The following is a 22,138-nucleotide window of genomic DNA, read 5'->3' as shown; positions in this document are numbered from 1 at the left end:
GGCCGGGACAGACGAGTTCAATCTGACCAAAAAGAAACATCATTACTGACGTATCCAATGCCAACCCCAAAAAGGAGTTGGACTTTGATCCAAAGGAATTTCTCGCAATCCGAAAAACGGACCGACGAGGAATAAATTGGCATTTGACAAGTGCACGCTGTTGAGTTCTCAAGGAACGGACGCACCCACAGACCCAGCCGCTAGACCGTACCCGTGAGGCAACTTCACTACCTTATACGATCCCCGACCCCGTCTCACACAGTGGGACCCAGCAAGGGATCAACGTCGTGGAAACCGGTCGAAGACCAGAACCAAAACTCTACACCATCCGGAGCAGGTCTTGGGTTTCGTTCGCCACTTGAGAGGACGCGGGGCCTTCCGGCCGCTCCGCTCTCCCCTGTGGGGCGAACAAGTAATAACTTACGCGGATCCCACCCACCCGTCCAATCCACACCGCACCCCGGGCGTGTCGCGCCGCCAAAACCCCGGAAACACGCGGAAGTAGCGCGTTCGGCCCGGAGCGGGCCTTGTACGCCTCGTGAGGGTCAGATGAGTGACGGGATCGACGGCACCGGGAGGGCGGCATCCATCGATCCCCCGGTGAACTCGATGCCGCCGAAGAAGATCGCGCCGATCACCAACACGTAGACGAACGCGATCGCGAGGAACAGCACGGCGGAGCCGGCGATCGCCAGCAGGAGCGGAAGTCGAGAGATCATGCCCCTATTGTCGCGAAGTGCCGCGCGCGGAATCGGGGGTTGCGCGGGAACACCGAAGGCCGGCACCTCCGCAGAGGTACCGGCCTTCGGTGAGGACGAGAGGATCAGCGACCGCTGAGCTTCTCCCGCAGAGCGGCGAGGGACTCGTCGTCGGCGAGGGTGCCCTGGGCGGGCGACTCGGACGAGAAGGATCCACCGAACGAACCCGAGTCGGTCGGGTTCGCAGCCTCGGCCTCGAGGGCCTTGGCAACGGCAGCCTTGTGAGCCTCCCAGCGACCCTGGGCGGCGGCGTACTCCTGCTCCCACTGCTCGCGCTGAGCGTCGAAGCCCTCGAGCCACGCACCCGACTCGGGGTCGAAGCCCTCGGGGTACTTGTACTCGCCACGCTCGTCGTACTCGGTGACCATGCCGTACAGCGCCGGGTCGAACTCGGTGCCGTTGGGGTCGACGGACTCGTTGGCCTGCTTGAGGGACAGCGAGATGCGACGACGCTCGAGGTCGATGTCGATGATCTTGACGAAGACCTCTTCGCCGACCGACACGACCTGCTCGGCGAGCTCGACGTGCTTGCCCGACAGCTCGGAGATGTGCACGAGGCCCTCGATGCCGTCCGCCACACGGACGAACGCACCGAACGGAACGAGCTTGGTGACCTTGCCGGGAGCGATCTGACCGATCGCGTGGGTCCGGGCGAACACCTGCCACGGGTCTTCCTGAGTGGCCTTGAGCGAGAGCGACACGCGCTCGCGGTCGAGGTCGACCTCGAGGATCTCGACGGTGACCTCCTGGCCCACCTCGACGACCTCGGAAGCGTGCTCGATGTGCTTCCACGAGAGCTCGGAGACGTGGACGAGACCGTCGACGCCGCCCAGGTCGACGAACGCACCGAAGTTGACGATCGACGAGACCGTGCCCTTGCGGACCTGGCCCTTGTGGAGGTTGTTGAGGAACGTGGTGCGCGACTCGGACTGCGTCTGCTCGAGCAGGGCGCGGCGCGAGAGCACGACGTTGTTGCGGTTCTTGTCGAGCTCGAGGATCTTCGCCTCGATCTCCTGGCCGAGGTACGGCGTCAGGTCGCGGACGCGGCGCAGCTCGATGAGCGAGGCCGGGAGGAAGCCGCGGAGGCCGATGTCGACGATGAGGCCACCCTTGACGACCTCGATCACGGAGCCGGTGACCACACCGTCGTTCTCCTTGATCTTCTCGACGTCGCCCCACGCGCGCTCGTACTGGGCGCGCTTCTTGGACAGGATGAGACGGCCTTCCTTGTCCTCCTTCTGGAGAACGAGGGCCTCGACGTGATCGCCGACGTTGACGACCTCGTTGGGGTCGACGTCGTGCTTGATCGAAAGCTCGCGCGAGGGGATGACACCCTCGGTCTTGTAACCGACGTCGAGGAGGACCTCGTCGCGGTCGATCTTCACCACGGTGCCCTCGATGAGGTCGCCGTCGTTGAAGAACTTCAGGGTCTTCTCGACCGCGGCCAGGAAGTCTTCAGCAGAGCCGATGTCGTTGATCGCGACCTGCTTGATGGCCGGGGCGGTCGTTGCGGTAGTCATGTAGTGGGTTGTCCTAGTTGGATTGGTGTCGGGCCTCGACTCTTACGACGGGGTCCGGGTGGATCCCGCCGGCCGGAGCGTCCTCCGCCCGAGGGCGAACGGATGCCGCGAGCCGAAGCGAAGCGGAGTGTTTTCGTGCGATGCCACTGGGCTGGAGCCCGGGCGTGCGGAACGAGCCACACGAGTGACACCCAAGGCTATCAGAATCGACCGGTGAACCGTCGGGCGAAGATGCCGGTCCCCGCGGGTCAGTCCGCGGCGCGCAGCCCGAGCGCGGGAAGCACGATCCCGTCGATGATCGACAGCAGGAACGCTCGCGTGACGGGCTTCCGCTCGACCAGCATGCGTTGCGCGACCATGGCCGAACCGACGGTGGAGATGAGGTCGACGTCGATGGCATCCGTCACCTCGCCGCGCGCGATAGCGCGCTCGATCAGCACGCGGTTCGCCTCCCGACGCGGGGCCACGAGCGCCTCCTCCGCGACGTCCGCGAGCTCGGGCGATCGCGACAGCATCGAGACGATGCCCGCCATCACCTGCATCTTGCGCTGCGCGTCCGCGATCGAGGGCTCCTTGATCATGGCGACCAGGTCGCCGCGCAGCGTGCCCGTGTCGGGAAGATCCGACAGGTCGTAGACGCCCCGCTTCATGCAGGCGACGGCGTCGATCACGAGCTCGGACTTCGACGGCCACCGCCGGTAGAGCGTGGCCTTGCCCGCGCGGGCCCGGGTGGCGACCTCGTCGATCGTCATGCGCTCGAACCCGGTCTCCGCGAGGACGTCGAGGGCCGCTTCGAGGATCTCCGGATCGCGGCTGAGGTCTCGCTTGCGACCCAGCCGGGGAGCCTCGGTCGCGGTCTGTTCCGGGGCCGTCGTCATCGAGCGTCCTTCCGTTCGGATGATTCGAGCCTACGCCAATACGAGACAGAGTGTTTCAGGAACATTTCATTTCCGAAACTCGGACGTTCCGTATATGTTGTGGCCCATGACCTCCTCCTCCGTCGCGCCGACCGCCGGGTCGGCATCCGCGACTCCCTCCCGTCGGCGCTGGCTGACCCTCGCGATCGTCGGCATCGCGCAGCTCATGGTCGTGCTCGACGCGACCGTCGTGAACATCGCCCTCCCGTCCGCCCAGGCCGACCTGGGCTTCTCGGACGGCGACCGTCAGTGGGTCGTCACGGCCTACTCCCTGGCCTTCGGCTCCCTCCTCCTCCTCGGCGGCCGGCTCTCCGATCTGTTCGGCCGCAAGCGCACCTTCATCACCGGTCTCGTCGGGTTCGCCGCGGCCTCCGCCCTCGGTGGCGCGGCGCCCGATTTCGGCGTTCTCGTCGCGGCGCGTGCCTTGCAGGGCGTCTTCGGCGCGCTGCTCGCACCGACCGCGCTCGCCGTCCTCACCACCACGTTCACGATCCCGAAGGAGCGCGCCCGCGCCTTCGGCGTCTTCGGCGCGATCGCCGGGGCGGGTGGCGCCGTCGGCCTGCTGCTCGGCGGATTCCTGACCGAGACCCTCGACTGGCGCTGGAACCTCTACATCAACGTCGGCTTCGCGATCGTGGCGATCATCGGCACGCTCATCTTCGTCGGCCGGGTCGAGAGCGACGGTCCGCGACCTCGGCTGGACCTGCCCGGCACCGTGCTCGTGTCGTCCGGCCTCTTCGGCGTCGTGTACGGCTTCGCCAACGCCGAGACCGAGGGTTGGGACTCTCCGCTCAGCTGGGTGCCGCTCGCCGCGGCGGCGGTTCTCCTCACCGCCTTCGTCCTGTGGCAGCGCCGCGCCTCGCACCCGCTCCTGCCGCTGGCCATCCTGACCGACCGCAACCGCTCCGCCGCGTACCTGTCGATCCTCATCGCCGGCGCGAGCATGTTCGGCATCTTCCTGTTCGTCACGTACTTCCTGCAGGCGACGCTGAAGTTCAGCCCCATCCAGACCGGGCTGGCCTTCCTGCCGATGGTCGTCATGCTCGTCGTCGCCGCGCAGCTGTCGACGAACCTGCTCTTCCCCCGCCTCGGCGCGAAGGTGATGGTCCCGATCGGCATGATCCTCGGAATGAGCGGGATGCTGCTGCTCACGCGCCTCACCGTCGACAGCGTCTATGTCACCGACGTGCTCCCCGGCCTGGTGCTGCTCGGCCTCGCGATGGGCTCGATCATGCCGGCGTCCATGCAGGCGGCGACCCTCGGCGTGGATCGCCACTTCGCGGGAGTGGCATCCGCCATGGTCAACACCAGCCAGCAGGTCGGCGGGTCGATCGGCACGGCCCTGCTCAACACGATCGCCGCAACCGCGACCACCACCTACCTGACCGACCACCTCGCCGACGGACCCGGGGCGCTGGGTCCCGCGGCGGTCACGGGGTACACCACGGCGTTCACGTGGGGCGCGGCGTTCTTCGCGAGCGGAGCGGTGCTCGCGGCGGTGCTGTTCCGGCGTCGCTCCCGCACCCCGCAGGCGGCTGCGGGAGCGCACGAAGCCCCCGTCGAGCCCGTCGCCGTGGGCTAACCGAAGAGGGGTCGGGGCGCCCGCGTCGGCGCCCCGACCCCGGCCCGGAAGAGCCTCGGATCAGCCGTTTTCCGCCCCCCGGAAAGCATCTTTCACCCAGGTTCCGTCCAGACTGCCGTGCCAGGCTCCCCGTTTCGTGCCCGCTCTTCGCGGGTCGGACGTGCGAAACCCGCGCCGTCCCCGTGACACGAAACCGGTTTTATGCGCTCTGATTCAACGCCCTCCTCCAACCGCCGCGACCGCCGCCTGGCCTCCCGCCGAGCTCGTCGCCGACCCGCCCTGACCGCCGGTGTTCTCGCCGTCGGAGTCATCGCGACCGCCGCCCTCACGGGCACTGCACCGCTGGCATCCGCCGCCTCCCCCGCCGACCTCTCGTCGGCCTCGTTCCGCCTCGCCTCGTACAGCACGCCCGCCGCGAGCGCCGTGCCCGAAACCGTCGCCGCCCGCGCCGCCGTCGCCTCTGCCGACACCACGGCGCAGGCCGCGGCCTCCGTGCAGAACGACATCGCGGCATCCGGGCTCGACATCGGGCAGCCCGCCACGATCGACACGGCCGCCCTCACCGCCGCGACTCAGCGGCTCGCCGCCGCCGAGTCGCTCCCCGCGACGTTCCTGCCCGAGCTCACCGATGAGGTGACCACCGCGGCCTCGACCGTCGACCAGCGCGTCGCGCAGCTGCGTGGCAGCCTGGATGCCGCCATCGCCAAGAAGCAGGCGGAGGAAGCCGCCGAGAAGGCGCGCCAGGAAGCCGAAGCGGCCGCCAAGGCGAAGGCCGAGGCGGAAGCCGCGGCCGCCGCGCGCGAGTCGTCTTCGTCGTCGAGCTCGTCGTCCGCGCCCGCGCCGGCCGTCTCGAGCGGCGGAGGCTCGGGCGACAACAGCCCCGGCGGCGCGCAGGCGACCGCCCGCGGCATGCTGGCCGGCTACGGCTGGGGCGACGACCAGTTCTCGTGCCTCGTGTCGCTGTGGAACCGCGAGTCCGGCTGGAACGTGCACGCGTACAACTCCGGCAGCGGCGCCTACGGCATCCCGCAGGCGCTCCCCGGCAGCAAGATGGGCTCGGCCGGCGCCGACTGGCAGAACAACGCCGCGACGCAGATCTCCTGGGGCCTCGGCTACATCTCGGGCCGCTACGGCAGCCCGTGCGGCGCGTGGGGTCACTCGCAGTCGACCGGGTGGTACTGACCCGCGGCACCCCGTGAAGGGCCGCACCGGCGATGCCGGTGCGGCCCTTTCGCTTTGCGAGCGCGACCCCTCCTCCACAGCGACGATGCTGTGGACGGGTTTGGTGGGCGTCGCGACGGCCTGGCTAGGGTGGCCGGATGACTCCCCCCGGAACCGGAATGCCCCTGCGGGACTACCGCATCCATCGATACGTCAACGCATTCTGCCCGCTGTGCCACGAGGACGATCCCGAGCGTCCGCTCGACCAGGTGCAGCGACTGTCGGGGTGGCTCGCCGACCGCGACGGAACGGTGTGGCTGGAACGCGGATGCGTCACGCACGGACTCGTGCGCACGCTGTACGACGAGTCCGCGGAGATCCTCAGCTACCTCGAGCAATGGACCGCACCGACGAAGGTGCACACGCCGGACACCGTCGGCAACTTCGCGCCGGTGCCCTCGGCGTACGAGAACGGTCTGCCCGCGATGCAGACGCAGCACACCTGCATCCTGCTGGAGGACCTCACCGACCACTGCAACCTGCGCTGTCCGACGTGCTTCGCAGAATCGGGGCCGGCGGCGTCCGCCGTGGCTCCCCTGGCGGAAGTACTCGCGTCGGTGGACGCGCGCCTCGCGCGGGAGAACGACCGGATCGACGTCCTGATGCTCTCCGGCGGCGAACCGACGCTGTACCCGTGGCTGGAGCAGTTGCTCGAGCATCTCGTCGCCCGGCCGGTCGTGCGCATCCTCATCAACTCGAACGGGCTGCGGATCGCGCAGGACGACGCGTTCGTCGAGGTTCTCAAGAAGCACCGGCAACGCGTCGAGATCTACCTGCAGTACGACGGCGAGTCGGCGGAGTCGTCGAGCTTCCACCGCGGAGCCGACATCCGCCGCTTCAAGGAACGCGCGCTCGAGAGGCTGTCCGCCGCCGGGGTCTTCACGACGCTCACGATGACCGCGACGCTCGGCGTCAACGACGACGAGATCGGGGCCGTCATCCGCCGGGCGCAGAACACGCCGTACGTCGGCGGCGTCACGATCCAGCCGGTCTTCGGCTCCGGGCGGGGTTCGGGCATCGACCCGAACGATCGCCTGACCCACACGGGAGTGCTCGCGCGCCTCGGGCCGCAGACCGACGGCGACATCACGTGGCGCGACCTGACCGCGTTGCCGTGCAGTCACCCGCACTGCTGCTCGGTGGGGTACTTCCTGAAGGACGACTCCGGCGAGTGGAAGTCGCTCGTGGGACTCATCGGCCACGAGCGACTCAAGGAGTTCCTCGACCTCTCCCCCGACCTGGTGGCGAACCGCATCGCCGACTCCAACGTGAACAAGGCGATCCGCGAGGTCGTGAAGACGTCGTTGCTCGACCTGCTCAGCGAGCAGTCCTCGCTGTCGCACCCGTCCATGGCATCCATCTGGGGCGACATCTGTCGGAACTGCGACCTGGGCATCGGGACGCTCGCGACGCTCGCGGCCTCGAAGCTCCCCGGCCAGCACGCGCGGCTGCGCGCCATGCTCGGGGAACGGGTGCTCCGCATCACCGTCAAGCCGTTCATGGACATGAACACGATGATCGAGGAGCGGCTGACCCAGTGCTGCGTGCACGTCGCCACGGTCAACGCCACGACCGACGCGCACCAGTGCGCTCCGTTCTGCGCCGTGCAAGCCTGGGCACCGCTCTCGCGCACCCGCCTCTCGACGGCGACGGGTCGTCGATCGATCCCGGTGACGGTGCGATGAGCGCATCGGAGTTCCTGCACCTGAATCAGCGCGATCCGTCGGTGCCGGCCCCGCCCGGCGGATTCGACCCCCTGCGGCTGTGCGTCTTCACGACGATCGCGGTGATCAGCGCGCTCCTCGGCCCGGTCGCGGTGGCCGTCTTCGCGGGGGTGGCGATCGCCGGGTACCGCGCAGCGCGGCGCGGAGGCCTGCTCCGCTCGCGCTGCAAGCTCGGCGACACCCGTGTGGTTCTGGCGTACCTGTGGGTGGTGGAGGTGCTCGCGGTGGTCGGCATCCCGTTCTGGGTGCTGCTGTGGATCCGGGTCTGGAGCTAGCCCGTGTTCCCCCGGCTCGACGATCTCGTCCCGTGGCTGCCGCCCTGGGACACCCACTCGACCCTGGTCTCGATCGCCCTCGCAGCCGCGGGCATCGTGTTCCTCGTCGAGAAGCGTCGGCGCCAGGTCGACGATCCCCGGATCGTGTACCTCGTGCTGGGCGCCCTCGTCGGCGCGGCGGTCTTCTCCCGCCTCGGCACGTGGGCTCAGCACCTCGATCCGTCCCAGAACCTGAGCCTGGTCGACCAGCTCGCGCGAGGGAACGCCTCGATGCTGTCGGCGCTGGTGGGCGCGTGGGCCGGGGTGCACGTCGCGAAGCGCCTCGTGCGCTATCCGCACCGCAGCGGGGACCTGTTCGCGCCCGCGGTCGCGCTGGCCCTCGCCATCGGCCGCATCGGGTGCCTGCTGACGGAGAAGCCCGGCACGCCGACCGGAGGTGACTGGGGCATCGTCCTCGATCCCGCCGCCGCGGCGCGGGTGGGCGCGCCCGCGGGAGTGCCGTTGCACCCGAGCTTCGTGTACGAGATCGCGTTCCACGTTCTCGCGTTCTGCGTGCTGTGGTTCTGGCTGCGGCACCGACCGATCGCCGCGGGCGAGACGCTCACCCTCTTCATCGCCGCCTACGCGATCTTCCGCTTCGGCGTCGAGTTCGTCCGCGGGAACGACATCGCCTGGGCGGGTCTGACCCGCCCGCAACTCTTCCTCGCCGTGTCGATCCCGCTCCTGCTCGCGCGGCTCGCGTGGATGGCGCGGCGCGGCGACTTCACTTCCGGTTCCCCCCGACCAGAAAGGCTCACGGATGCCACAACACCCTGATGCCCCCGACGAACACCAGGACGTTCCGCCGGAGGGAGCGGCGGTACCGGGCGGCGACGCGTCGGCGGACGGGCCGCCGGCGCCCGAGGGCGACGTGCCGACGGGCGCGGGCGTGCTGCCTGACGGCACTGCTGCGCCGGACCACGACGCGCCGGCGGGCCCGCCCACCGAGTCGCCCGCGACCCCCGACGGCACTGTGGCGCCGGACAGCGAGACGCTCGCGTCGTCCTCCGCCCCCGCGCAGCCGGACTGGCCGCCGCCCGCGGCCGGGCCCGCGCACCCCTGCGGCCCCGCCGCGCAAGAAGGGTTCGTCGTTCCCGCGCCGCCCCGGGATACGGCGCCCCCGGATCAGCCGGGGACCGGCGTCCCGTCGGCGCCGCCGGCGGGAGGTCGCGGTCCCGGGGTGGGGGTCGGCGTCGGTCTCGGTTGCGCCGCGCACGTCATCGCGTTCCCCCTGATGCTGGTGTCGTTGATGGCCGCCGCGGGCATCTGGGGAGCGCTGTGGCCCTTCTACGTCATCGGTGTGGCCGCGATCGTCGGGATGTTCTTCGAATCCAGCCGCAAGGTGTCGACGGGGGTCCTCATCGTCAGCGCAGCGGCGTGGATCGTCTTCCTCGGGCCGTGCGTCGCGCTCGCGGGCGGCGCATGACGGCCCGCGACGGCCTCGCCCGGACACCGCGAGCAGGCTGACGGTCACCTCCCGCTGCACCGCGCCCCGAGCGCGCGGTCAGCGGCCGCTGCGTCGGGCGACGATCCCCGCGAAGAGCGCGTGCGCGGCCGGAGCGATCGACAGCACCATCAACGCGGTCCCGAGCACGGCCTGCTCCGCCTGCAGCAGAATGCCGCCGATGAGGAGCCCCGTGAAGAGGACCGCCGACATGACCCGACGGATCATGCGCTCGAGGTCGCGCAGACGTCGCTCGACGCGGGGCACCTGCGCGGACACACCGCCCTCCTCGACGCGCGAGATCAAGGCATCCAGGCGGCGCGGAAGGCGGGCGGTGAGGGCAGCGACCGAGGCGGCCTCCCGGGCCAGGGCCTGGACGGTGTTCCCGCTCTCCTCACGGATGAGTCGCTGAGCGTAGGGCTCGACGGCATCCCAGATGTTGAAAGCCGGGTCCAGAGCGCTGCACATCCCGCTGGTCAGCGACATCGCACGCACGATCAGGAGGAAGTTCTCCGGGAGTTGGAACGGCAGCGCCCGGACGACGTCGCCGAACTCGACCGCGAACGCGCGGAACTCCCGCGGGTCGACCTCCTGCAGTTCGGCGAACCCCATGCCGCCGAAGCGCGAGAAGAGCTGCGTCATCGCCCGTTCGAGCTGCACCGTATCTGCGGACGGGAGCAGCACACCGACGTCGCGGATGCCGTCGACGAGCCCCTTGCCGTCGCGCGACGCCGCGGCGATGAGCACCCGTCGCAGACCTCGCCGCAGGCCCGGGGGGACCTCGCCCATCATCCCGAAGTCGATGAAGGTGAACCGCCACGCCGGGGAGGTGGCATCCACGGGTCCGGGAAGCGGAGTCACGAAGACGTTGCCCGGATGCGGGTCGGCGTGGAAGAACCCGTCGTCGAAGAGCTGGTCGAACATCACCGTGGCGAAGCGCGCCGCCACCTCGGACGGGTCGATGCCCGCCGCGCGGAGCGCGTCGACGTCGTTGATCTTGATCGCCGTGACGTCCTGGAGGGTCAGGACGCGCCGGGTCGTGCGCTCCCAGACGACCTCGGGGACGGCCACTCCCCCGTCGCCGCCGAACTCCTCGGCGAAACGCTCGGAGTTCGCGGCCTCGTGGAGGTAATCGATCTCCTCGAGGCTCGTCGCGGCGAACTCCTCGACGAGCGCCGGCATGTCGACCCGGTCGCGCACGAGGGCGACCCGGCTGAGCCACACGCCGACCTTGCGCAGCGCGCGCAGGTCGACGTCGACGATCCGGTCGATGCCGGGACGCTGGATCTTCACCACGACCTCGCGCAGACCGGTGTCGGCGGCGAGATCGTCGGTCAGCACGGCGCGGTGGGCCTGCCCGAGCGAGGCGGCCGCGAGCGGACGCTCATCGACCGACGCGAAGGCGCGCTCGAGTGGCATCCCGAGCTCTTCCTCGGCACGGGCACGCATCTGCGCGAACGGGACGGAGGGCACCTCGTCCTGGAGCCCCTCGAGCTCCTTCGTGATGACCGGCGGCAGAACGTCGAGGCGCGACGACATGAACTGGCCGACCTTGATCATCAGGCCGCCCAGGTCGATCGCGAGGGCGTGGAACCGGCGGGCGATCAGCTGCAACCGCCGGGTCCGGCCCCGAGCGGAGATGCGCTCGAGGCCGAGCCGCGGCAGGAAGAGTTCGTACCACCACGCCTGGACGAGGTAACGCGCGGCGAACCGCGTGATGCGCCGATAGCGGGCGCACAGAAGGGCGTCGTCGGTCATCGGATCTCCGGGATGCCGATGACCCGGCGATTGCCGTCGGGCTCGGGCACCCTCAGCTCTGGGCGAGGATGGAGTAGAGCTTACGACGCGCGTCGTCGAGGATCTCGACGGCCTGGGCGATCTGCTCCTTGCTGCCCGAACGCGCGACCTGCGCCGTCGCCTGCGCGAGCTCGACGCCCGCCTTCGGCAGCGCGGTCATGCGTCCGCTGTCGCGTGCGGTCGCGGACTCCCAGGGCGCGGTGCGCTCGGTGGTCTCCTCGCCGGCTGCGGCGCGACCCTCCTCGGTGAGCGAGTACGTCTTGCGACCGCCCGATTCCTCGGCACGCACGAGACCCGCGTCGGTGAGCAGCTGCAGCGTGGGGTAGACCGAACCGGGGCTCGGCTTCCACGAGCCGCCGCTGCGCTCCTCGATCTCGCGAATGATCTGGTAGCCGTGCATCGGCTCTTCGAGCAGCAGCGAGAGGACGGCGGAACGCACGTCGCCCTTGTTCATCCGCGAGCCGCTCGACGCCTTCTGCTCGAACTGCGCGCGCAGCTGCTCGACCGCGTCGAGGATGTTCGACATCGGCCAGCCCTGACCGGCGGCACCACCGCGGGCGCCGAAGGCGTCTCCCAGGAACGAACCACTCATGATGACCTCCCGAAAAGCGGACCCCGGATGGGTCCAGCGATATACAACGATATATCGCTGAGAAGGTGTGCGGGCTGAGAATTCGCTCTCAGTACCAGTTCGTCGCCTGGGAGTGACCCCATGCCGCGCACGGGGTCCCGTAGCCGCGGGAGATGTAATCCAGACCCCACTTGATCTGCGTGGCGGCGTTGGTCTGCCAGTCGTCGCCGAACGTCGCCATCTTGCTCCCGGGGAGCGACTGCGGGATACCGGTGGCACCGCTCGGGTTGTACGCCTGGTAGTTCCAGCCGGACTCCTTGGTCCACAGCGACACGAGGCACGAGAACTGGTCGGAGCCCCAGCCGTACTGCTCGGCGGCGTAGGTCGCGGCGAAGTCCTTCGCGCCGTCGGGTGTGTTGACGCGGGCGAGAGCCTCGGCCGCCTCCTTCTGCCGCTGCGCCTCGGCCGCAGCCGCCGCCTCGGCCTGACGCTTCGCCTCCGCGGCGGCATCGGCCGCGGCCTTGGCGGCCACCGCGTCGTTGAGGCTGCCGCGGAGCTCCGTGACGCGGTCGGCGACCCGCTCGGTCTCGGTCGCCGCGTTCTGGCTGAGCGCCGGAACCAGCACGACGGGGAGCAGATCGGATGCCGACAGGCGGTCGGCCGCGGTCTGGAGTGCGGAGGTGTCGACCGAGGTGTCCCCCACCGACAGCGGGAGTCCGGTCTTGGCGATGTCGGCTTCGACCGTCGCGGCATCCGTCAAGGCCGTCTGCGCCCGGGTGAGCGCGGAGTTGGCATCGCCGACCACACCGTCGAGCGTGACCGGGCTGCCGCTCGCGGACACCGCGCGGAACACGGGAGCGGAGAACGAGGATGCCGCAGCCTCGGGCAGCGACACGGGGGCGGCCGCGGCGACGCCGGTCGTGGCGACGATACCCAGCGCGACACCGGCGCACGTGGCGGCGGTGACGAGCGACCGGCGGGCGGAATGGACGTGGCGGAGCTTCTTGCGGAGCTTCAGATCGGAACGCAGCAAAACGGGTGAATCTTTCGTCATCGGCGCGCCTCGTCGGGTACGAGCGCGGGAGCCGTGCCGTCGGGTCGACACGAGTCCCCGAGTGTGGGTGGCCGTTCTGAGCGTTATCTGTTCGTTACCTGGGAGGGCCGTGGATGCGGACGTCACCGCTGCATCACCCGCGCGGGCCCGACGGACCCGCGAACGTCTTCGAACGCAGCGCCACCGACCTGCGCCCGGATATAGCTGCTGGTCAGGCGTTTAGATCTTCGCGCCTACCGCCGCTCCCCAGCCTGGCGCGGGGCGGGAAAGATCTCATCCCGCGCACGAACGACGAACGGGCCGATCCGGCGAGAAAAATCTTGCGAATCGACCCGTTCGTCGCGTTCCACGGCCGCGGCGCCCGCGCGAGGAGCGGCGGGCGCCGTCAGGACCGGTGTGCGCGGTAGTAGTTCAGGAGCGCTGCGGTGGAGGCATCCTGAGACGCGAGAGCGTCGTCGTCGCCCTCGATCGCGGGAGCGATCTGCAGCGCGAGCTGCTTGCCGAGCTCGACACCCCATTGGTCGAAGGAGTTGATGCCCCACACGGTGCCCTGCGTGAACGTGATGTGCTCGTACAGCGCGATGAGCTGGCCGAGCACCGCGGGCGTCAGGGCCGGGGCGAAGATCGACGTCGTCGGCCGGTTGCCGGGGAAGGTGCGAGCGGCCACCAGGGCGCCCGTGGTGCCCTCGGCCTCGACCTCCTCCGCCGTCTTGCCGAAAGCGAGGGCCTTGGTCTGCGCGAGGAAGTTCGCGAGGAACAGACCGTGCACGTCACGTCCGCCGTCGGCGAGCGGGTACGCGGGGTTCACGAACGCGATGAAATCGGCGGGGATGAGGCGCGTGCCCTGGTGGATGAGCTGGTAGAAGGCGTGCTGGCCGTTCGTCCCAGGCTCGCCCCAGAAGATCTCGCCCGTGTCGGTCGTGACCGGCGAGCCGTCCCACCGCACCGACTTGCCGTTGGACTCCATCGTGAGCTGCTGCAGGTACGCGGCGAAGCGGCTCAGCTGCTGCGCGTACGGCAGCACCGCGTGCGACTGCGCGCCGAGGAAGTTGGTGTACCAGACGTTGAGCAGCCCCATGAGGACCGGGACGTTCTGCTCGACCGGCGTGGTGGCGACGTGGACGTCGACGGTGTGGAAGCCGCTCAGGAGCTCACGGAACGCGGCCGGACCGAACGTGATCATGAGCGAGAGCCCGATCGCCGAGTCGACGGAGTAGCGCCCGCCGACCCAATCCCAGAACCCGAACGCGTTCGTGGGGTCGATACCGAAGGCCTCGACCTTGTCGAGAGCCGTGGAGACCGCGACGAAGTGGTGGGCGACCGCGTCGACCCGGGCCGCGTCGGTGTCGTCGATCGCGCCGGCCCCGGCGAGACCGGACCACAGCCAGTCGCGTGCGAGGCGGGCGTTGGTGAGGGTCTCGAGCGTCGTGAACGTCTTCGACGCGACGATGAAGAGGGTGGTCTCGGGATCGAGGTCGGCGGTCTTCTCGGCGATGTCGGTCGGGTCGATGTTGCTGACGAACCGCGCCTGGATGCCGGCATCCGCCAAAGGCTTGAGGGCCTCGTAGACCATCACCGGGCCGAGGTCGGAGCCGCCGATGCCGATGTTGACGACGTGCGTCACCTTCTTGCCGGTCACGCCCTGCCACTCGCCGCTGCGCACACGGTCGGCGAACGCGGACATCGCGGACAAGACGGCCTGGACGTCGTGGTCGACGTCCTGCCCGTCGACGTGCAGCGCGGGCGTGGCGTCCGCGGGACGACGCAGCGCGGTGTGCAGGACCGCGCGGTCCTCCGACGTGTTGAGGTGGGCGCCGCTCAACATCTCGGCGAACCGATCGCGGACACCGGTCTCGTCGGCGAGCGCCACGAGGGCCTCGAGGATCTCGGGCGTGACGAGGTTCTTGGAGAGGTCGACGTGCAGATCGCCCACGGTGCGGGTGAGGCTGTCGACGCGACCCGGGTCGGCGGCGAACCATCCGCGCAGATCGGGGTCGAAGCTCTCGCGCAGGGCCGTGAGGCGGGCCCAGGCGGACGTGGTGGTGGGATCAACGGGAGCAGTCACGGACACCACGCTAGCGACCCCCGGGGGCAGGGGTGCGCGGGGTGACGAACGGAAAGGAAAACGCTAGGGAATGGATGCCTGGGGAGGAGGAGCGCTCACCGCGGGCAGGGGGATCTCGCGCGTCCGATCCCACGGCTCCGTCCAGCCCAGTCGGTCGAACATGCCGTTCAGGAGCATCGCGGTGAAGCCCCACACGACGTGAGCGCCGGCCGCGTGCGGCACCACGAACGCGGGGCCGCGCCACTCGCGGCCGTCCCGCCGGATCACGGTGACTCCGCGACGCTCCGGGTCGAGGAGATCGGCGACCGGAGCGCGGAACACGGCGGCCGATTCCGCGGCATCCACCGCCCGCACCGGGGTCGGCCGCTCCCACCAGGCCACGACCGGGGTGACGAGATGACGGGAGTAGACGAGCGGAACGGGCGGAAGCGTTCCGATGACGCCGACGCCGGCGGGATCCAGGCCCGTCTCCTCGCGGGCCTCGCGCAGGGCCGCGGCGACCGGCCCGTCGTCGCCGGGGTCGACCCGACCACCGGGGAAGGCCACCTGTCCGGGGTGGGCTCGGAGGGTGTCGGCGCGGGCGAGGAGCAGCACGTCGAGGTCGGACGGGACGGCACGCGAGACGTGCGCGCTGGGCACGGCATCCAGGGTTCCGAAGAGGATCAGCACCGCAGCGTCGCGCGCGTCGCCGTCGACGGGGAGCGCCCGCAGCTCCGCGAACATGTCGTCCGTGGCGCCGTCGACGAGGGACTGCAGGTCGTCGCGGGGGGAACGCATGGGGTCGAGGGTAGTCCCGGCGCGCGTTCCCCGCCCGTGTGCGGGTCGCGCGTGTGAGGATGATCGCGGGAGGTGCCCGATGACCGAAGAACTCCACGCCGTGACCCTCGTCGTCGACATGCCCGTCACCAAGATCGACGCGCTCGATGTCATCGCGTTCGCGGCGGACGGCGGGGTCGACGACGCCCGTACGTCGCACCCCCGCGTCTGGCTCGCTCCGCACGCGTGGGCGGAGGTCGAGATCCCGAAGTTCGCCGACCCGCCGCCGTTCGCGATCGATGTCTACTCCGATGTCTCGGGCGAGATCGCGTGGGCGCAGGCGCGTCGCCTGCATGCCGCGCTCGAGCGTCTCGGGTGGACCGTCGAACCGCCGCGCGCGGGCGTGCGATGACCCTCGACCACACGCGACGCCCGCGACTGCTGTACGTCGAGGATGACGGCGAGATCTCCGCCATGACGATCGAGGTGCTGGGCGAGGTCTACGACGTCGCGCACGAGAGCGACGGGCTCGCGGCGCGTGATCGCGCCCTGCGGGAGCGGGTCGACCTCATCGTGCTGGATCGGCGCCTGCCGGGGCTCGACGGCGAGCACGTCGTCGCGGCACTGCGCACGGCGCGCATCACGACGCCCGTCCTCATGCTTACGGCGCTCGGGTCGATCGCCGACCGCGTCGACGGCCTGGACGCCGGGGCCAACGATTACCTGGTGAAGCCGTTCGATTACGACGAGCTCCTCGCGCGCCTGCGCGCCCTCCATCGCGGGTTCCGCGCGGAGGGGCGACGCCGCGCGGTGGCGGAGTGGACGTACGTCCCCGACGCCGCGGCGGTGTACTCCCCCGGCGGCGCGCGCGTGAGCCTGACGACGACCGAGAACGCTCTGCTCGACCTCCTCACGTCCAGCCCCGACCACGTCTTCTCGCGCGAACAGATCGCGCGCGACGTGTTCGCCTCCGCCGACGCCGTCACCACGGTCGACACGTACGTCCACTACCTCCGCCGCAAGTGCTCCCCCGACATCGTCGAAACGGTCCGCGGCCGCGGCTACCGCGCGGGAGGTGCCCGATGACGGCGGCGGACGACCGCCGGGTCGTGCGGCGCGCCGCGGCGCGGGTCGGTCTGCTCGTCGGCGGCGGCTCGGCCATCGCGCTCACGGCGGGCGTCGGCATCCTCGTCGCCGTCCTCCTCTCCAACGCGCGCCGCGAGGCGGGTCATCACGGGGTCCCGGGCGCCGCCCCGGGCGGGCTGCCGGGCGACCGGGTCGTGGTCGACTTCGACGACGTGCTGCCGTGGGTGCTCGGCCTCGGCCTGTTGGGCGTGGTCGTCATGGGGCTCGTGGGGTGGGCGGCATCCCGGTGGTCGGTCCGTCCGCTCGACGACGCGCTCCGCCGTCAGCGCGCCTTCGTCTCGGATGCCAGTCACGAACTCCGCACTCCGCTCACGGCCCTCAACAGCCGCGTGCAGATCGCCCAGCGGCGCCTCGCGCGCGGCGAGCCGCTGGAGGACACGCTCGACCGGCTGCGCGGGGACGCGGACCTGATGGACGACATCCTCACCGACATGCTGCTGTCGGCGGAGGGCGCGGCGTCGGCCGACGGCACCGCGGCGGTCGCCGAGGGCCTCCGAGCCGCGGTGACGGTCGTCGGGCCGCTCGCCGCCGAGGCCGGCGTCGCGATCGACCTCGACAGCGGACCTGCCGGACTCCGCGCCGCGCTGCCGCCGGTGACGCTCACCCGCGTGGGCACCGCGCTGATCGACAACGCCGTGAGTCACGCGCCGAGCGGGAGCACCGTCTCGGTCACGGCACGCGTCGAGGGCGACACGGTCGAGATCCGGGTCGCCGATGCGGGAAGTGGCATCCGTCCCGAGGATCGCGAGCGGATCTTCGAGAGGTTCGCCCGCGGCGCGGAGTCGGGCCGGCGGCGGGGCTTCGGTCTCGGGCTCGCCCTCGTCCGCGAAGCGGCGACCCGTCACGGCGGCACGATCGCGGTGAAGAACACGTCAGCGAGCGGGACGGTTTTCCTCCTGCGGCTCCCCCGCGCGCGCTGACGCGGGGACGGGATCGCGGAAGCGGTCGACCTCGACGCCGCTCGCCCACCGGCGGACGCGTCCGTCGCTCCAGACGATCCCGGATGCCACGGGCGCGGCGCGCACCTCGTCGAGGTCGTCGATCCCGGTGACGGCGGCCACGGTGGCCCAGACGTCCGCGACGGTGAGCGTGTCGGCGACGACCGTCGCGGACACGAGGCCCCGGACCGGACGCTCCGACCGCGGGTCGATGAGGTGCGGCCCGCGCTCGGCGGTGCCCGACGTCGCGACGGCCCCCTCGGGCAGCGAGATCGTGGCCAGGACGCCGGAAGCATCTTCGGGGTCGGCCACACCGACGTTCCACACGTGATCGCTCCCCGGTGCGCGGAGCAGGCGCATGTCTCCGCCCGCGTTGACGGCGGCCGCCTCTATCCCCGGCACGGTCAGCAGCTCGCCGAGTGCCGCCGATGCGGCATCCACCGACCAGCCCTTCACGACCCCGGTCGGGTCGAACCACCCGCGCCACCACGCGTCGAAGACGCCGCCGGTGTCGTCGCGGAGCCGGCGGCACAGCGCCTCGACCTCGCGGACGCGGGGGTCGACGTCGTCGAGGCCGCGCAGTCCGTCGCGCAGCAGACTCACGTCGGAGTCGGGGCGGTAGGTCGAGAAGACGCGTTCGTCGTCCCGCATCCGGGCGACCACCGCCGCCATCGCGGCATCCACCCGCTCCCGGACGGCCGGATCGTCCGTGGCGCGTCCCCGTACCTGCACGGTCACGACGGTGCCCATCACGGGTTCGACCACCGTGGCGGCGGGGAGGCGGGTCATGCGTGTGCCTCGTTCAGCGCCGACTGCAGCGACGTGAGGTACCCGTCGGACGTGTAGGTGGCGCCCGACACCATGTCGATGTCCGCCGACTGCGCGGCGAGCGTCTCCTTCACCAAGACCGGCAGCGCGCGGGAGTTGATCTGCTGGTCGCGACCGTTCTCGGACGGGTACACCGGCACCTGCACGTCGGTGACGACACCACCGGACACCGTGATCTGCACCTGCACCGGGCCGTAGCGCGTGTTCGCGGCGGAGCCGGTGTAGGTGCCGTCCGCGAGACCGGACGACGCGGGCGCGGCCTGCGTCTGGGTCGCGGCAGCAGAGGACGGCGAGGCCGACGCCGACGCGGAGGGCGAGGCCGACGGCGTCGCGCGCTGCGCCGACGCGGGCGCCGGTGTCGTGGCCGGGAGGGCCGCCGCGGTCTCGGTGCCCCCGCCGAGCGAGGTCCGGTAGCTGAACAGCAGCACGAGGCCCGTGACGGTCGCCATCAGGGCGTAGAAGATCTTCTTCATCTCTGTCTCTCCCCCTCGGATCTCAGACGGTGAACGATTCGGCGTGGACGCGGGTGGACGGGACCCCCGCGCGACGGAGGTCGGTGCGCACGGCATCCATCCACGGGCCCGGTCCGCACAGGTAGACGTCGTGCTGCTCGAGGTCGGGGGCGACGTAGCGGAGCAGGTCGGGGCCCTTCCACCCGGAGTGTCCGACCGGCAGCCACGGCGAGGCTCCGGGAGCGCGCGGCCCCACGAGGGCGCCGTAGCGGAGGCCGCGGTCGCGTTCGAGGCGCGCGATGGCGTTGAGACGGAGGGCGTCGCCCTCGGTGTGGTCGCGGACGAGCAGCGTCGCCTCGCCCGGCGCCCACCCGGCCTCTTCGGCGAGCGCGACCAGCGGTGCGACGCCGGCGCCGGCGCCGATGAGAAGCAGTTTGCGACCGGTGCGGGCGTCGGCGGTCATCTCTCCGTACGGTCCCTCGATGAGGACGCGGGTACCCGGACGGACGGATGCCAGCCGTTCGGTGCCGTCGCCGACGAGTCGCGCCGCGATGGTGAGGGAGCCGCCGTCGGGGGCAGCGGCGAGCGAGAACGGGTGGCCGCGGGTCCAGCCCGGGCCGTCGAGGAACCGCCACACGAAGAACTGCCCCGCGCGCACCGGCATCCGGTGCAGTGCCCGTCCGGTCATCGTGACCGCGACGCCGCGGTCTCCGTCGCGCGTGACGGCGGAGACGCGAAGGCCGTGCCGCAGCGACCGCACGAGCGGCAGACCGACGCGGAACACGAGGACGGCGGCGGCCGTGGCGCCCCACAGCAGCCACCAGTACACGGATGCGAGGGAGTGCGCGGTGAAGTCGGCGCCGGTCCACAGCATGTGCGGAACGGCGAGGCCGACCCCGAGGTAGCCGTAGAGGTGGAGGAGGTGCCACGACTCGTAACGCAGCGCGCGGCGCGCCTTGCGCACGGAGGTGGCGACGACCAGCAGCAGTAGACCGGTCCCGGCGGTGGCGAGCAGCATGCCCGGGTAGTCCCAGACGAACTCCCACAGCTGCACGATCGGGTTCACGCTCGCGGCCGCCGCGTAACCCAGGGTCTGCAGCACGATGTGCGCGGAGAACAGCGCGAAGGACCAGAACCCGACGAGCCGGTGCATCCGGGTGATCCCGTCCCGTCCGAAGCCGCGCTCGAACACGGGCACCCGGGCCATGAGCAGCACCTGGTACAGCAGCAGGTTCGCCGACACCAGACCGCACAGGCGTCCGAGGGTGTTCAGGGTCTCGGCATCCAGAGCGAGAAGGGCCTGGATGCCACCCCCCGCGACCCACAGCGCCACCACCGCGAGGCTCGAGAGCCAGATGAGCGCGGTCGCGGCGAGGTTCCAGCCGAGCCGGGCACGCGGACGCACGACCCGGGCGCGGCGCGGCCGCGAGGCGGGGAGCTCCACGGGGAGGGGAACGGTGGTGGTGGCGGTCATGCCGTCAGAATGGCGGCCGCCCTCCCAGAGTTCGCCAAGAATCCGGCATCCTGGGTCATCCCATAGGAAACGGACAGCTCGTCAGGGGGCGAGACCGACGAGTTCGGCGCTGCGATCCCACAGCAGCCGGGCCAGCGCGGGGTCGTCCGCGCGTCGGTGCGTGCGCGCGGGCTTGTTGTTCGCGTAGAAGCCGCCGGGCTGCCAATCGACGCCGGGCTTGCCGAGCGCGAGCCAGGTGAGGCGGGCGCCACCGACGTCGGTGGAGGTCATGAACCGTTCGGCGAGCGGGCCTCCGTACAGGAACTTCCACGATCCGCTGCCGGTCGACCCGAAGCTCGAGGCGATCACCCCGGGGTGGTAGGCGACGGCGGAGAGTCCCGCGTCACCGAAGCGCCGGTTCAGTTCCTTCGTGAACAGCACGTTCGCGAGCTTCGCGTTGCCGTACGCGCGCGACGCCGAGTAGTGCCGCTCCCCCTGCAGATCGTCGATGTCGAAGCGGGAGAAGAGGCGGGCGGCGGCGCTGGAGGTCTGGATCACCGAGGCGCGCGACTCCAGCAGCGTCTCGCGCAGCAGGTTCGTCAGGAGGAACGGGGCGAGGTGGTTCACCTGGAACGTGACCTCGAAGCCGTCGCCCGTGAGCTTCCGATCGCCGAAGATCCCGCCCGCGTTGTTGGCGAGGACATCGATCCGGGGATACTCGGCGCGGAGCGACTGCGCGAGCTCGCGCACCTGCGCCAGCTCGGAGAAGTCCGCGGTGAACGAGCGCACCCCGAGCGCGTCGGCGACCCGCCGCGTCTTGTCGGGATTACGGCCGACGACGACGACCTCCTCGCCGATCTCGTGCAGCTGGCGGGCCGCGGCCGCGCCGATTCCGTCGCTGGCTCCGGTGATCACGATCGTGCGGGCCATGGGTCCTCCTGAAGGGTCGAGGTCACGGTAGCGAGCGCACCTGTGCCGGGCGCGGGGCTTGCCCTCGGCATCCGGAACTCCTGAGAACTCACAGCGCGCTCCCAGCCCCGCGGGACCAAAACCGCAGCGCCCCGCGTTCTCCTCAGTGATGCCCGAACCGGCATCGCAGGCGAAAGGATCACACCGTGACCACGGAGTACCGCAAGACGTCGGAGGCGCTCGGGCGTCTCACCGACCGCCAGTTCGCCGTCACGCAGGACGACGCGACGGAGCCGCCGTTCCGCAACGAGTACTGGGACAACCACGAGGAGGGTATCTACGTCGACATCGTGTCGGGGCAGCCGCTGTTCTCCTCCACCGACAAGTTCGACAGCGGGTCGGGCTGGCCGAGTTTCACCAAGCCCATCGACGCCGCCGCCGTCGTCGAGAAGACCGATCGGACGCTGTGGATGAAGCGCACCGAGGTTCGTTCCAGCGGCGCCGACAGCCACCTCGGCCACGTCTTCGACGACGGCCCCCGCCAGGCCGGCGGGCTGAGATACTGCATGAACTCGGCGGCGCTGCGGTTCGTGCCCGTGGCGGAGCTCGAGGCGCAGGGCTACGGCGACTTCCTGTCCCTGTTCCGCGAGACCCGAGCCTCATGAACCTCTTCCCCTTCCGCAACAGCA

Annotated in this window: 22 protein-coding genes; 10 read left to right on the top strand and 12 right to left on the bottom strand. The window is 70.5% G+C overall.

Going from position 1 to position 22,138, the window contains the following annotated elements:
- Positions 1-545: 545 nt before the first annotated feature.
- The 3 genes from AVW09_RS17590 to AVW09_RS05510 form a co-directional block, all read right to left on the bottom strand.
- Positions 546-719: a hypothetical protein gene (locus AVW09_RS17590; protein WP_156495975.1), complete on the bottom strand. Its 174-nt coding sequence runs from the start codon at positions 717-719 to the stop codon at positions 546-548.
- 104 nt (positions 720-823) lie between these two features.
- Entirely contained in the window at positions 824-2,278 is a 1,455-nt protein-coding gene (gene rpsA / locus AVW09_RS05515) for a 30S ribosomal protein S1 (protein WP_063257052.1), read from the bottom strand.
- 248 nt (positions 2,279-2,526) lie between these two features.
- Entirely contained in the window at positions 2,527-3,156 is a 630-nt protein-coding gene (locus AVW09_RS05510; protein ID WP_063257051.1) for a TetR/AcrR family transcriptional regulator, read from the bottom strand.
- A 106-nt stretch (positions 3,157-3,262) separates the two neighbouring features.
- Here AVW09_RS05510 and AVW09_RS05505 point away from each other — a divergent pair, with 106 nt between their 5' ends.
- The 6 genes from AVW09_RS05505 (at position 3,263) to AVW09_RS17585 (ending at position 9,462) form a co-directional block, all read left to right on the top strand.
- Complete coding sequence (locus AVW09_RS05505; protein WP_063257050.1) at positions 3,263-4,777, top strand: MFS transporter; 1,515 nt, start codon at positions 3,263-3,265, stop codon at positions 4,775-4,777.
- A gap of 201 nt (positions 4,778-4,978) precedes the next feature.
- The gene (locus AVW09_RS05500) at positions 4,979-5,959 is read left to right on the top strand and encodes a lytic transglycosylase domain-containing protein (protein WP_082822832.1); all 981 of its coding nucleotides are present in this window, start codon (positions 4,979-4,981) and stop codon (positions 5,957-5,959) included.
- 137 nt (positions 5,960-6,096) lie between these two features.
- The gene (locus AVW09_RS05495) at positions 6,097-7,683 is read left to right on the top strand and encodes a radical SAM protein (protein ID WP_063257049.1); all 1,587 of its coding nucleotides are present in this window, start codon (positions 6,097-6,099) and stop codon (positions 7,681-7,683) included.
- Complete coding sequence (locus tag AVW09_RS05490; protein WP_063257048.1) at positions 7,680-7,997, top strand: hypothetical protein; 318 nt, start codon at positions 7,680-7,682, stop codon at positions 7,995-7,997. Before AVW09_RS05495 ends, AVW09_RS05490 begins: the two co-directional genes overlap by 4 nt.
- A 3-nt stretch (positions 7,998-8,000) precedes the next feature.
- A complete protein-coding gene (locus tag AVW09_RS05485) occupies positions 8,001-8,813 on the top strand; it encodes a prolipoprotein diacylglyceryl transferase (RefSeq protein ID WP_082822831.1) in 813 nt (270 codons plus the stop codon).
- A complete protein-coding gene (locus AVW09_RS17585; RefSeq protein ID WP_156495974.1) occupies positions 8,797-9,462 on the top strand; it encodes a hypothetical protein in 666 nt (221 codons plus the stop codon). The genes AVW09_RS05485 and AVW09_RS17585 overlap by 17 nt, the downstream gene beginning before the upstream one ends.
- A 78-nt stretch (positions 9,463-9,540) precedes the next feature.
- Here AVW09_RS17585 and AVW09_RS05475 read toward each other — a convergent pair whose 3' ends face one another.
- From AVW09_RS05475 to AVW09_RS05455, 5 genes are all read right to left on the bottom strand, one after another.
- Positions 9,541-11,238, bottom strand: coding sequence for an ABC1 kinase family protein (locus AVW09_RS05475; protein WP_063257046.1), 1,698 nt, complete (start codon positions 11,236-11,238; stop codon positions 9,541-9,543).
- Positions 11,239-11,290: 52 nt separating this feature from the next.
- The gene (locus tag AVW09_RS05470; RefSeq protein WP_063257045.1) at positions 11,291-11,869 is read right to left on the bottom strand and encodes a PadR family transcriptional regulator; all 579 of its coding nucleotides are present in this window, start codon (positions 11,867-11,869) and stop codon (positions 11,291-11,293) included.
- Between the two features lie 88 nt (positions 11,870-11,957).
- Positions 11,958-12,902 carry a phospholipase gene (locus AVW09_RS05465; RefSeq protein WP_231901776.1) on the bottom strand — a complete coding sequence of 315 codons (945 nt, stop codon included), beginning with the start codon at positions 12,900-12,902 and terminating at the stop codon, positions 11,958-11,960.
- A 385-nt stretch (positions 12,903-13,287) separates the two neighbouring features.
- Positions 13,288-14,967: a glucose-6-phosphate isomerase gene (gene pgi / locus AVW09_RS05460; protein ID WP_063257068.1), complete on the bottom strand. Its 1,680-nt coding sequence runs from the start codon at positions 14,965-14,967 to the stop codon at positions 13,288-13,290.
- A gap of 63 nt (positions 14,968-15,030) precedes the next feature.
- On the bottom strand, positions 15,031-15,744 hold the full coding sequence (locus tag AVW09_RS05455; protein WP_063257043.1) for an NUDIX hydrolase: 714 nt from the start codon (positions 15,742-15,744) through the stop codon (positions 15,031-15,033).
- Between the two features lie 79 nt (positions 15,745-15,823).
- On the opposite strand from AVW09_RS05455, the gene AVW09_RS05450 reads away from it, so the two are divergent.
- Genes AVW09_RS05450 through AVW09_RS05440 form a run of 3 tightly spaced genes read left to right on the top strand, consistent with a single transcriptional unit; the run spans position 15,824 to position 17,789 of the window.
- Positions 15,824-16,135 (top strand): hypothetical protein, encoded by a 312-nt coding sequence (locus AVW09_RS05450; protein ID WP_063257042.1) that lies wholly within the window; start codon positions 15,824-15,826, stop codon positions 16,133-16,135.
- Positions 16,099-16,809 carry a response regulator transcription factor gene (locus AVW09_RS05445; protein WP_331709251.1) on the top strand — a complete coding sequence of 237 codons (711 nt, stop codon included), beginning with the start codon at positions 16,099-16,101 and terminating at the stop codon, positions 16,807-16,809. The genes AVW09_RS05450 and AVW09_RS05445 overlap by 37 nt, the downstream gene beginning before the upstream one ends.
- Positions 16,806-17,789: a sensor histidine kinase gene (locus AVW09_RS05440; protein ID WP_063257041.1), complete on the top strand. Its 984-nt coding sequence runs from the start codon at positions 16,806-16,808 to the stop codon at positions 17,787-17,789. Before AVW09_RS05445 ends, AVW09_RS05440 begins: the two co-directional genes overlap by 4 nt.
- On the opposite strand, the gene AVW09_RS05435 is transcribed toward AVW09_RS05440, so the two are convergent.
- From AVW09_RS05435 to AVW09_RS05420, 4 genes are all read right to left on the bottom strand, one after another.
- Positions 17,742-18,596, bottom strand: coding sequence for an FAD:protein FMN transferase (locus AVW09_RS05435; protein WP_082822830.1), 855 nt, complete (start codon positions 18,594-18,596; stop codon positions 17,742-17,744). The genes AVW09_RS05440 and AVW09_RS05435 overlap by 48 nt on opposite strands.
- Complete coding sequence (locus AVW09_RS05430) at positions 18,593-19,108, bottom strand: FMN-binding protein (protein ID WP_063257040.1); 516 nt, start codon at positions 19,106-19,108, stop codon at positions 18,593-18,595. Before AVW09_RS05430 ends, AVW09_RS05435 begins: the two co-directional genes overlap by 4 nt.
- Positions 19,109-19,130: 22 nt before the next feature.
- A complete protein-coding gene (locus AVW09_RS05425; protein WP_063257039.1) occupies positions 19,131-20,561 on the bottom strand; it encodes a ferredoxin reductase family protein in 1,431 nt (476 codons plus the stop codon).
- Positions 20,562-20,642: 81 nt separating this feature from the next.
- Positions 20,643-21,470: an SDR family NAD(P)-dependent oxidoreductase gene (locus AVW09_RS05420; RefSeq protein WP_063257038.1), complete on the bottom strand. Its 828-nt coding sequence runs from the start codon at positions 21,468-21,470 to the stop codon at positions 20,643-20,645.
- A gap of 185 nt (positions 21,471-21,655) precedes the next feature.
- Here AVW09_RS05420 and msrB point away from each other — a divergent pair, with 185 nt between their 5' ends.
- The gene (gene msrB, locus AVW09_RS05415) at positions 21,656-22,114 is read left to right on the top strand and encodes a peptide-methionine (R)-S-oxide reductase MsrB (RefSeq protein ID WP_063257037.1); all 459 of its coding nucleotides are present in this window, start codon (positions 21,656-21,658) and stop codon (positions 22,112-22,114) included.
- Positions 22,115-22,138 lie beyond the last annotated feature (24 nt).

The organism is Microbacterium sp. T32 (assembly GCF_001619615.1).
In the GTDB taxonomy this organism is placed as follows: domain Bacteria; phylum Actinomycetota; class Actinomycetes; order Actinomycetales; family Microbacteriaceae; genus Microbacterium.
Note: the sequence above shows the minus strand (reverse complement) of the source record. Positions and strands in the feature narration are given on the sequence as shown.

Bases quoted from the DNA above. Each gene is read 5' to 3' on its own strand.
- AVW09_RS17590 (WP_156495975.1), bottom strand. From the start codon at position 719: ATGATCTCTCGACTTCCGCTCCTGCTGGCGATCGCCGGCTCCGCCGTG.
- rpsA (WP_063257052.1), bottom strand. From the start codon at position 2,278: ATGACTACCGCAACGACCGCCCCGGCCATCAAGCAGGTCGCGATCAAC.
- AVW09_RS05510 (WP_063257051.1), bottom strand. From the start codon at position 3,156: ATGACGACGGCCCCGGAACAGACCGCGACCGAGGCTCCCCGGCTGGGT.
- AVW09_RS05505 (WP_063257050.1), top strand. From the start codon at position 3,263: ATGACCTCCTCCTCCGTCGCGCCGACCGCCGGGTCGGCATCCGCGACT.
- AVW09_RS05500 (WP_082822832.1), top strand. From the start codon at position 4,979: ATGCGCTCTGATTCAACGCCCTCCTCCAACCGCCGCGACCGCCGCCTG.
- AVW09_RS05495 (WP_063257049.1), top strand. From the start codon at position 6,097: ATGACTCCCCCCGGAACCGGAATGCCCCTGCGGGACTACCGCATCCAT.
- AVW09_RS05490 (WP_063257048.1), top strand. From the start codon at position 7,680: ATGAGCGCATCGGAGTTCCTGCACCTGAATCAGCGCGATCCGTCGGTG.
- AVW09_RS17585 (WP_156495974.1), top strand. From the start codon at position 8,797: ATGCCACAACACCCTGATGCCCCCGACGAACACCAGGACGTTCCGCCG.
- AVW09_RS05475 (WP_063257046.1), bottom strand. From the start codon at position 11,238: ATGACCGACGACGCCCTTCTGTGCGCCCGCTATCGGCGCATCACGCGG.
- AVW09_RS05470 (WP_063257045.1), bottom strand. From the start codon at position 11,869: ATGAGTGGTTCGTTCCTGGGAGACGCCTTCGGCGCCCGCGGTGGTGCC.
- AVW09_RS05465 (WP_231901776.1), bottom strand. From the start codon at position 12,902: ATGACGAAAGATTCACCCGTTTTGCTGCGTTCCGATCTGAAGCTCCGC.
- AVW09_RS05455 (WP_063257043.1), bottom strand. From the start codon at position 15,744: ATGCGTTCCCCCCGCGACGACCTGCAGTCCCTCGTCGACGGCGCCACG.
- AVW09_RS05450 (WP_063257042.1), top strand. From the start codon at position 15,824: ATGACCGAAGAACTCCACGCCGTGACCCTCGTCGTCGACATGCCCGTC.
- AVW09_RS05440 (WP_063257041.1), top strand. From the start codon at position 16,806: ATGACGGCGGCGGACGACCGCCGGGTCGTGCGGCGCGCCGCGGCGCGG.
- AVW09_RS05435 (WP_082822830.1), bottom strand. From the start codon at position 18,596: ATGACCCGCCTCCCCGCCGCCACGGTGGTCGAACCCGTGATGGGCACC.
- AVW09_RS05430 (WP_063257040.1), bottom strand. From the start codon at position 19,108: ATGAAGAAGATCTTCTACGCCCTGATGGCGACCGTCACGGGCCTCGTG.
- AVW09_RS05425 (WP_063257039.1), bottom strand. From the start codon at position 20,561: ATGACCGCCACCACCACCGTTCCCCTCCCCGTGGAGCTCCCCGCCTCG.
- AVW09_RS05420 (WP_063257038.1), bottom strand. From the start codon at position 21,470: ATGGCCCGCACGATCGTGATCACCGGAGCCAGCGACGGAATCGGCGCG.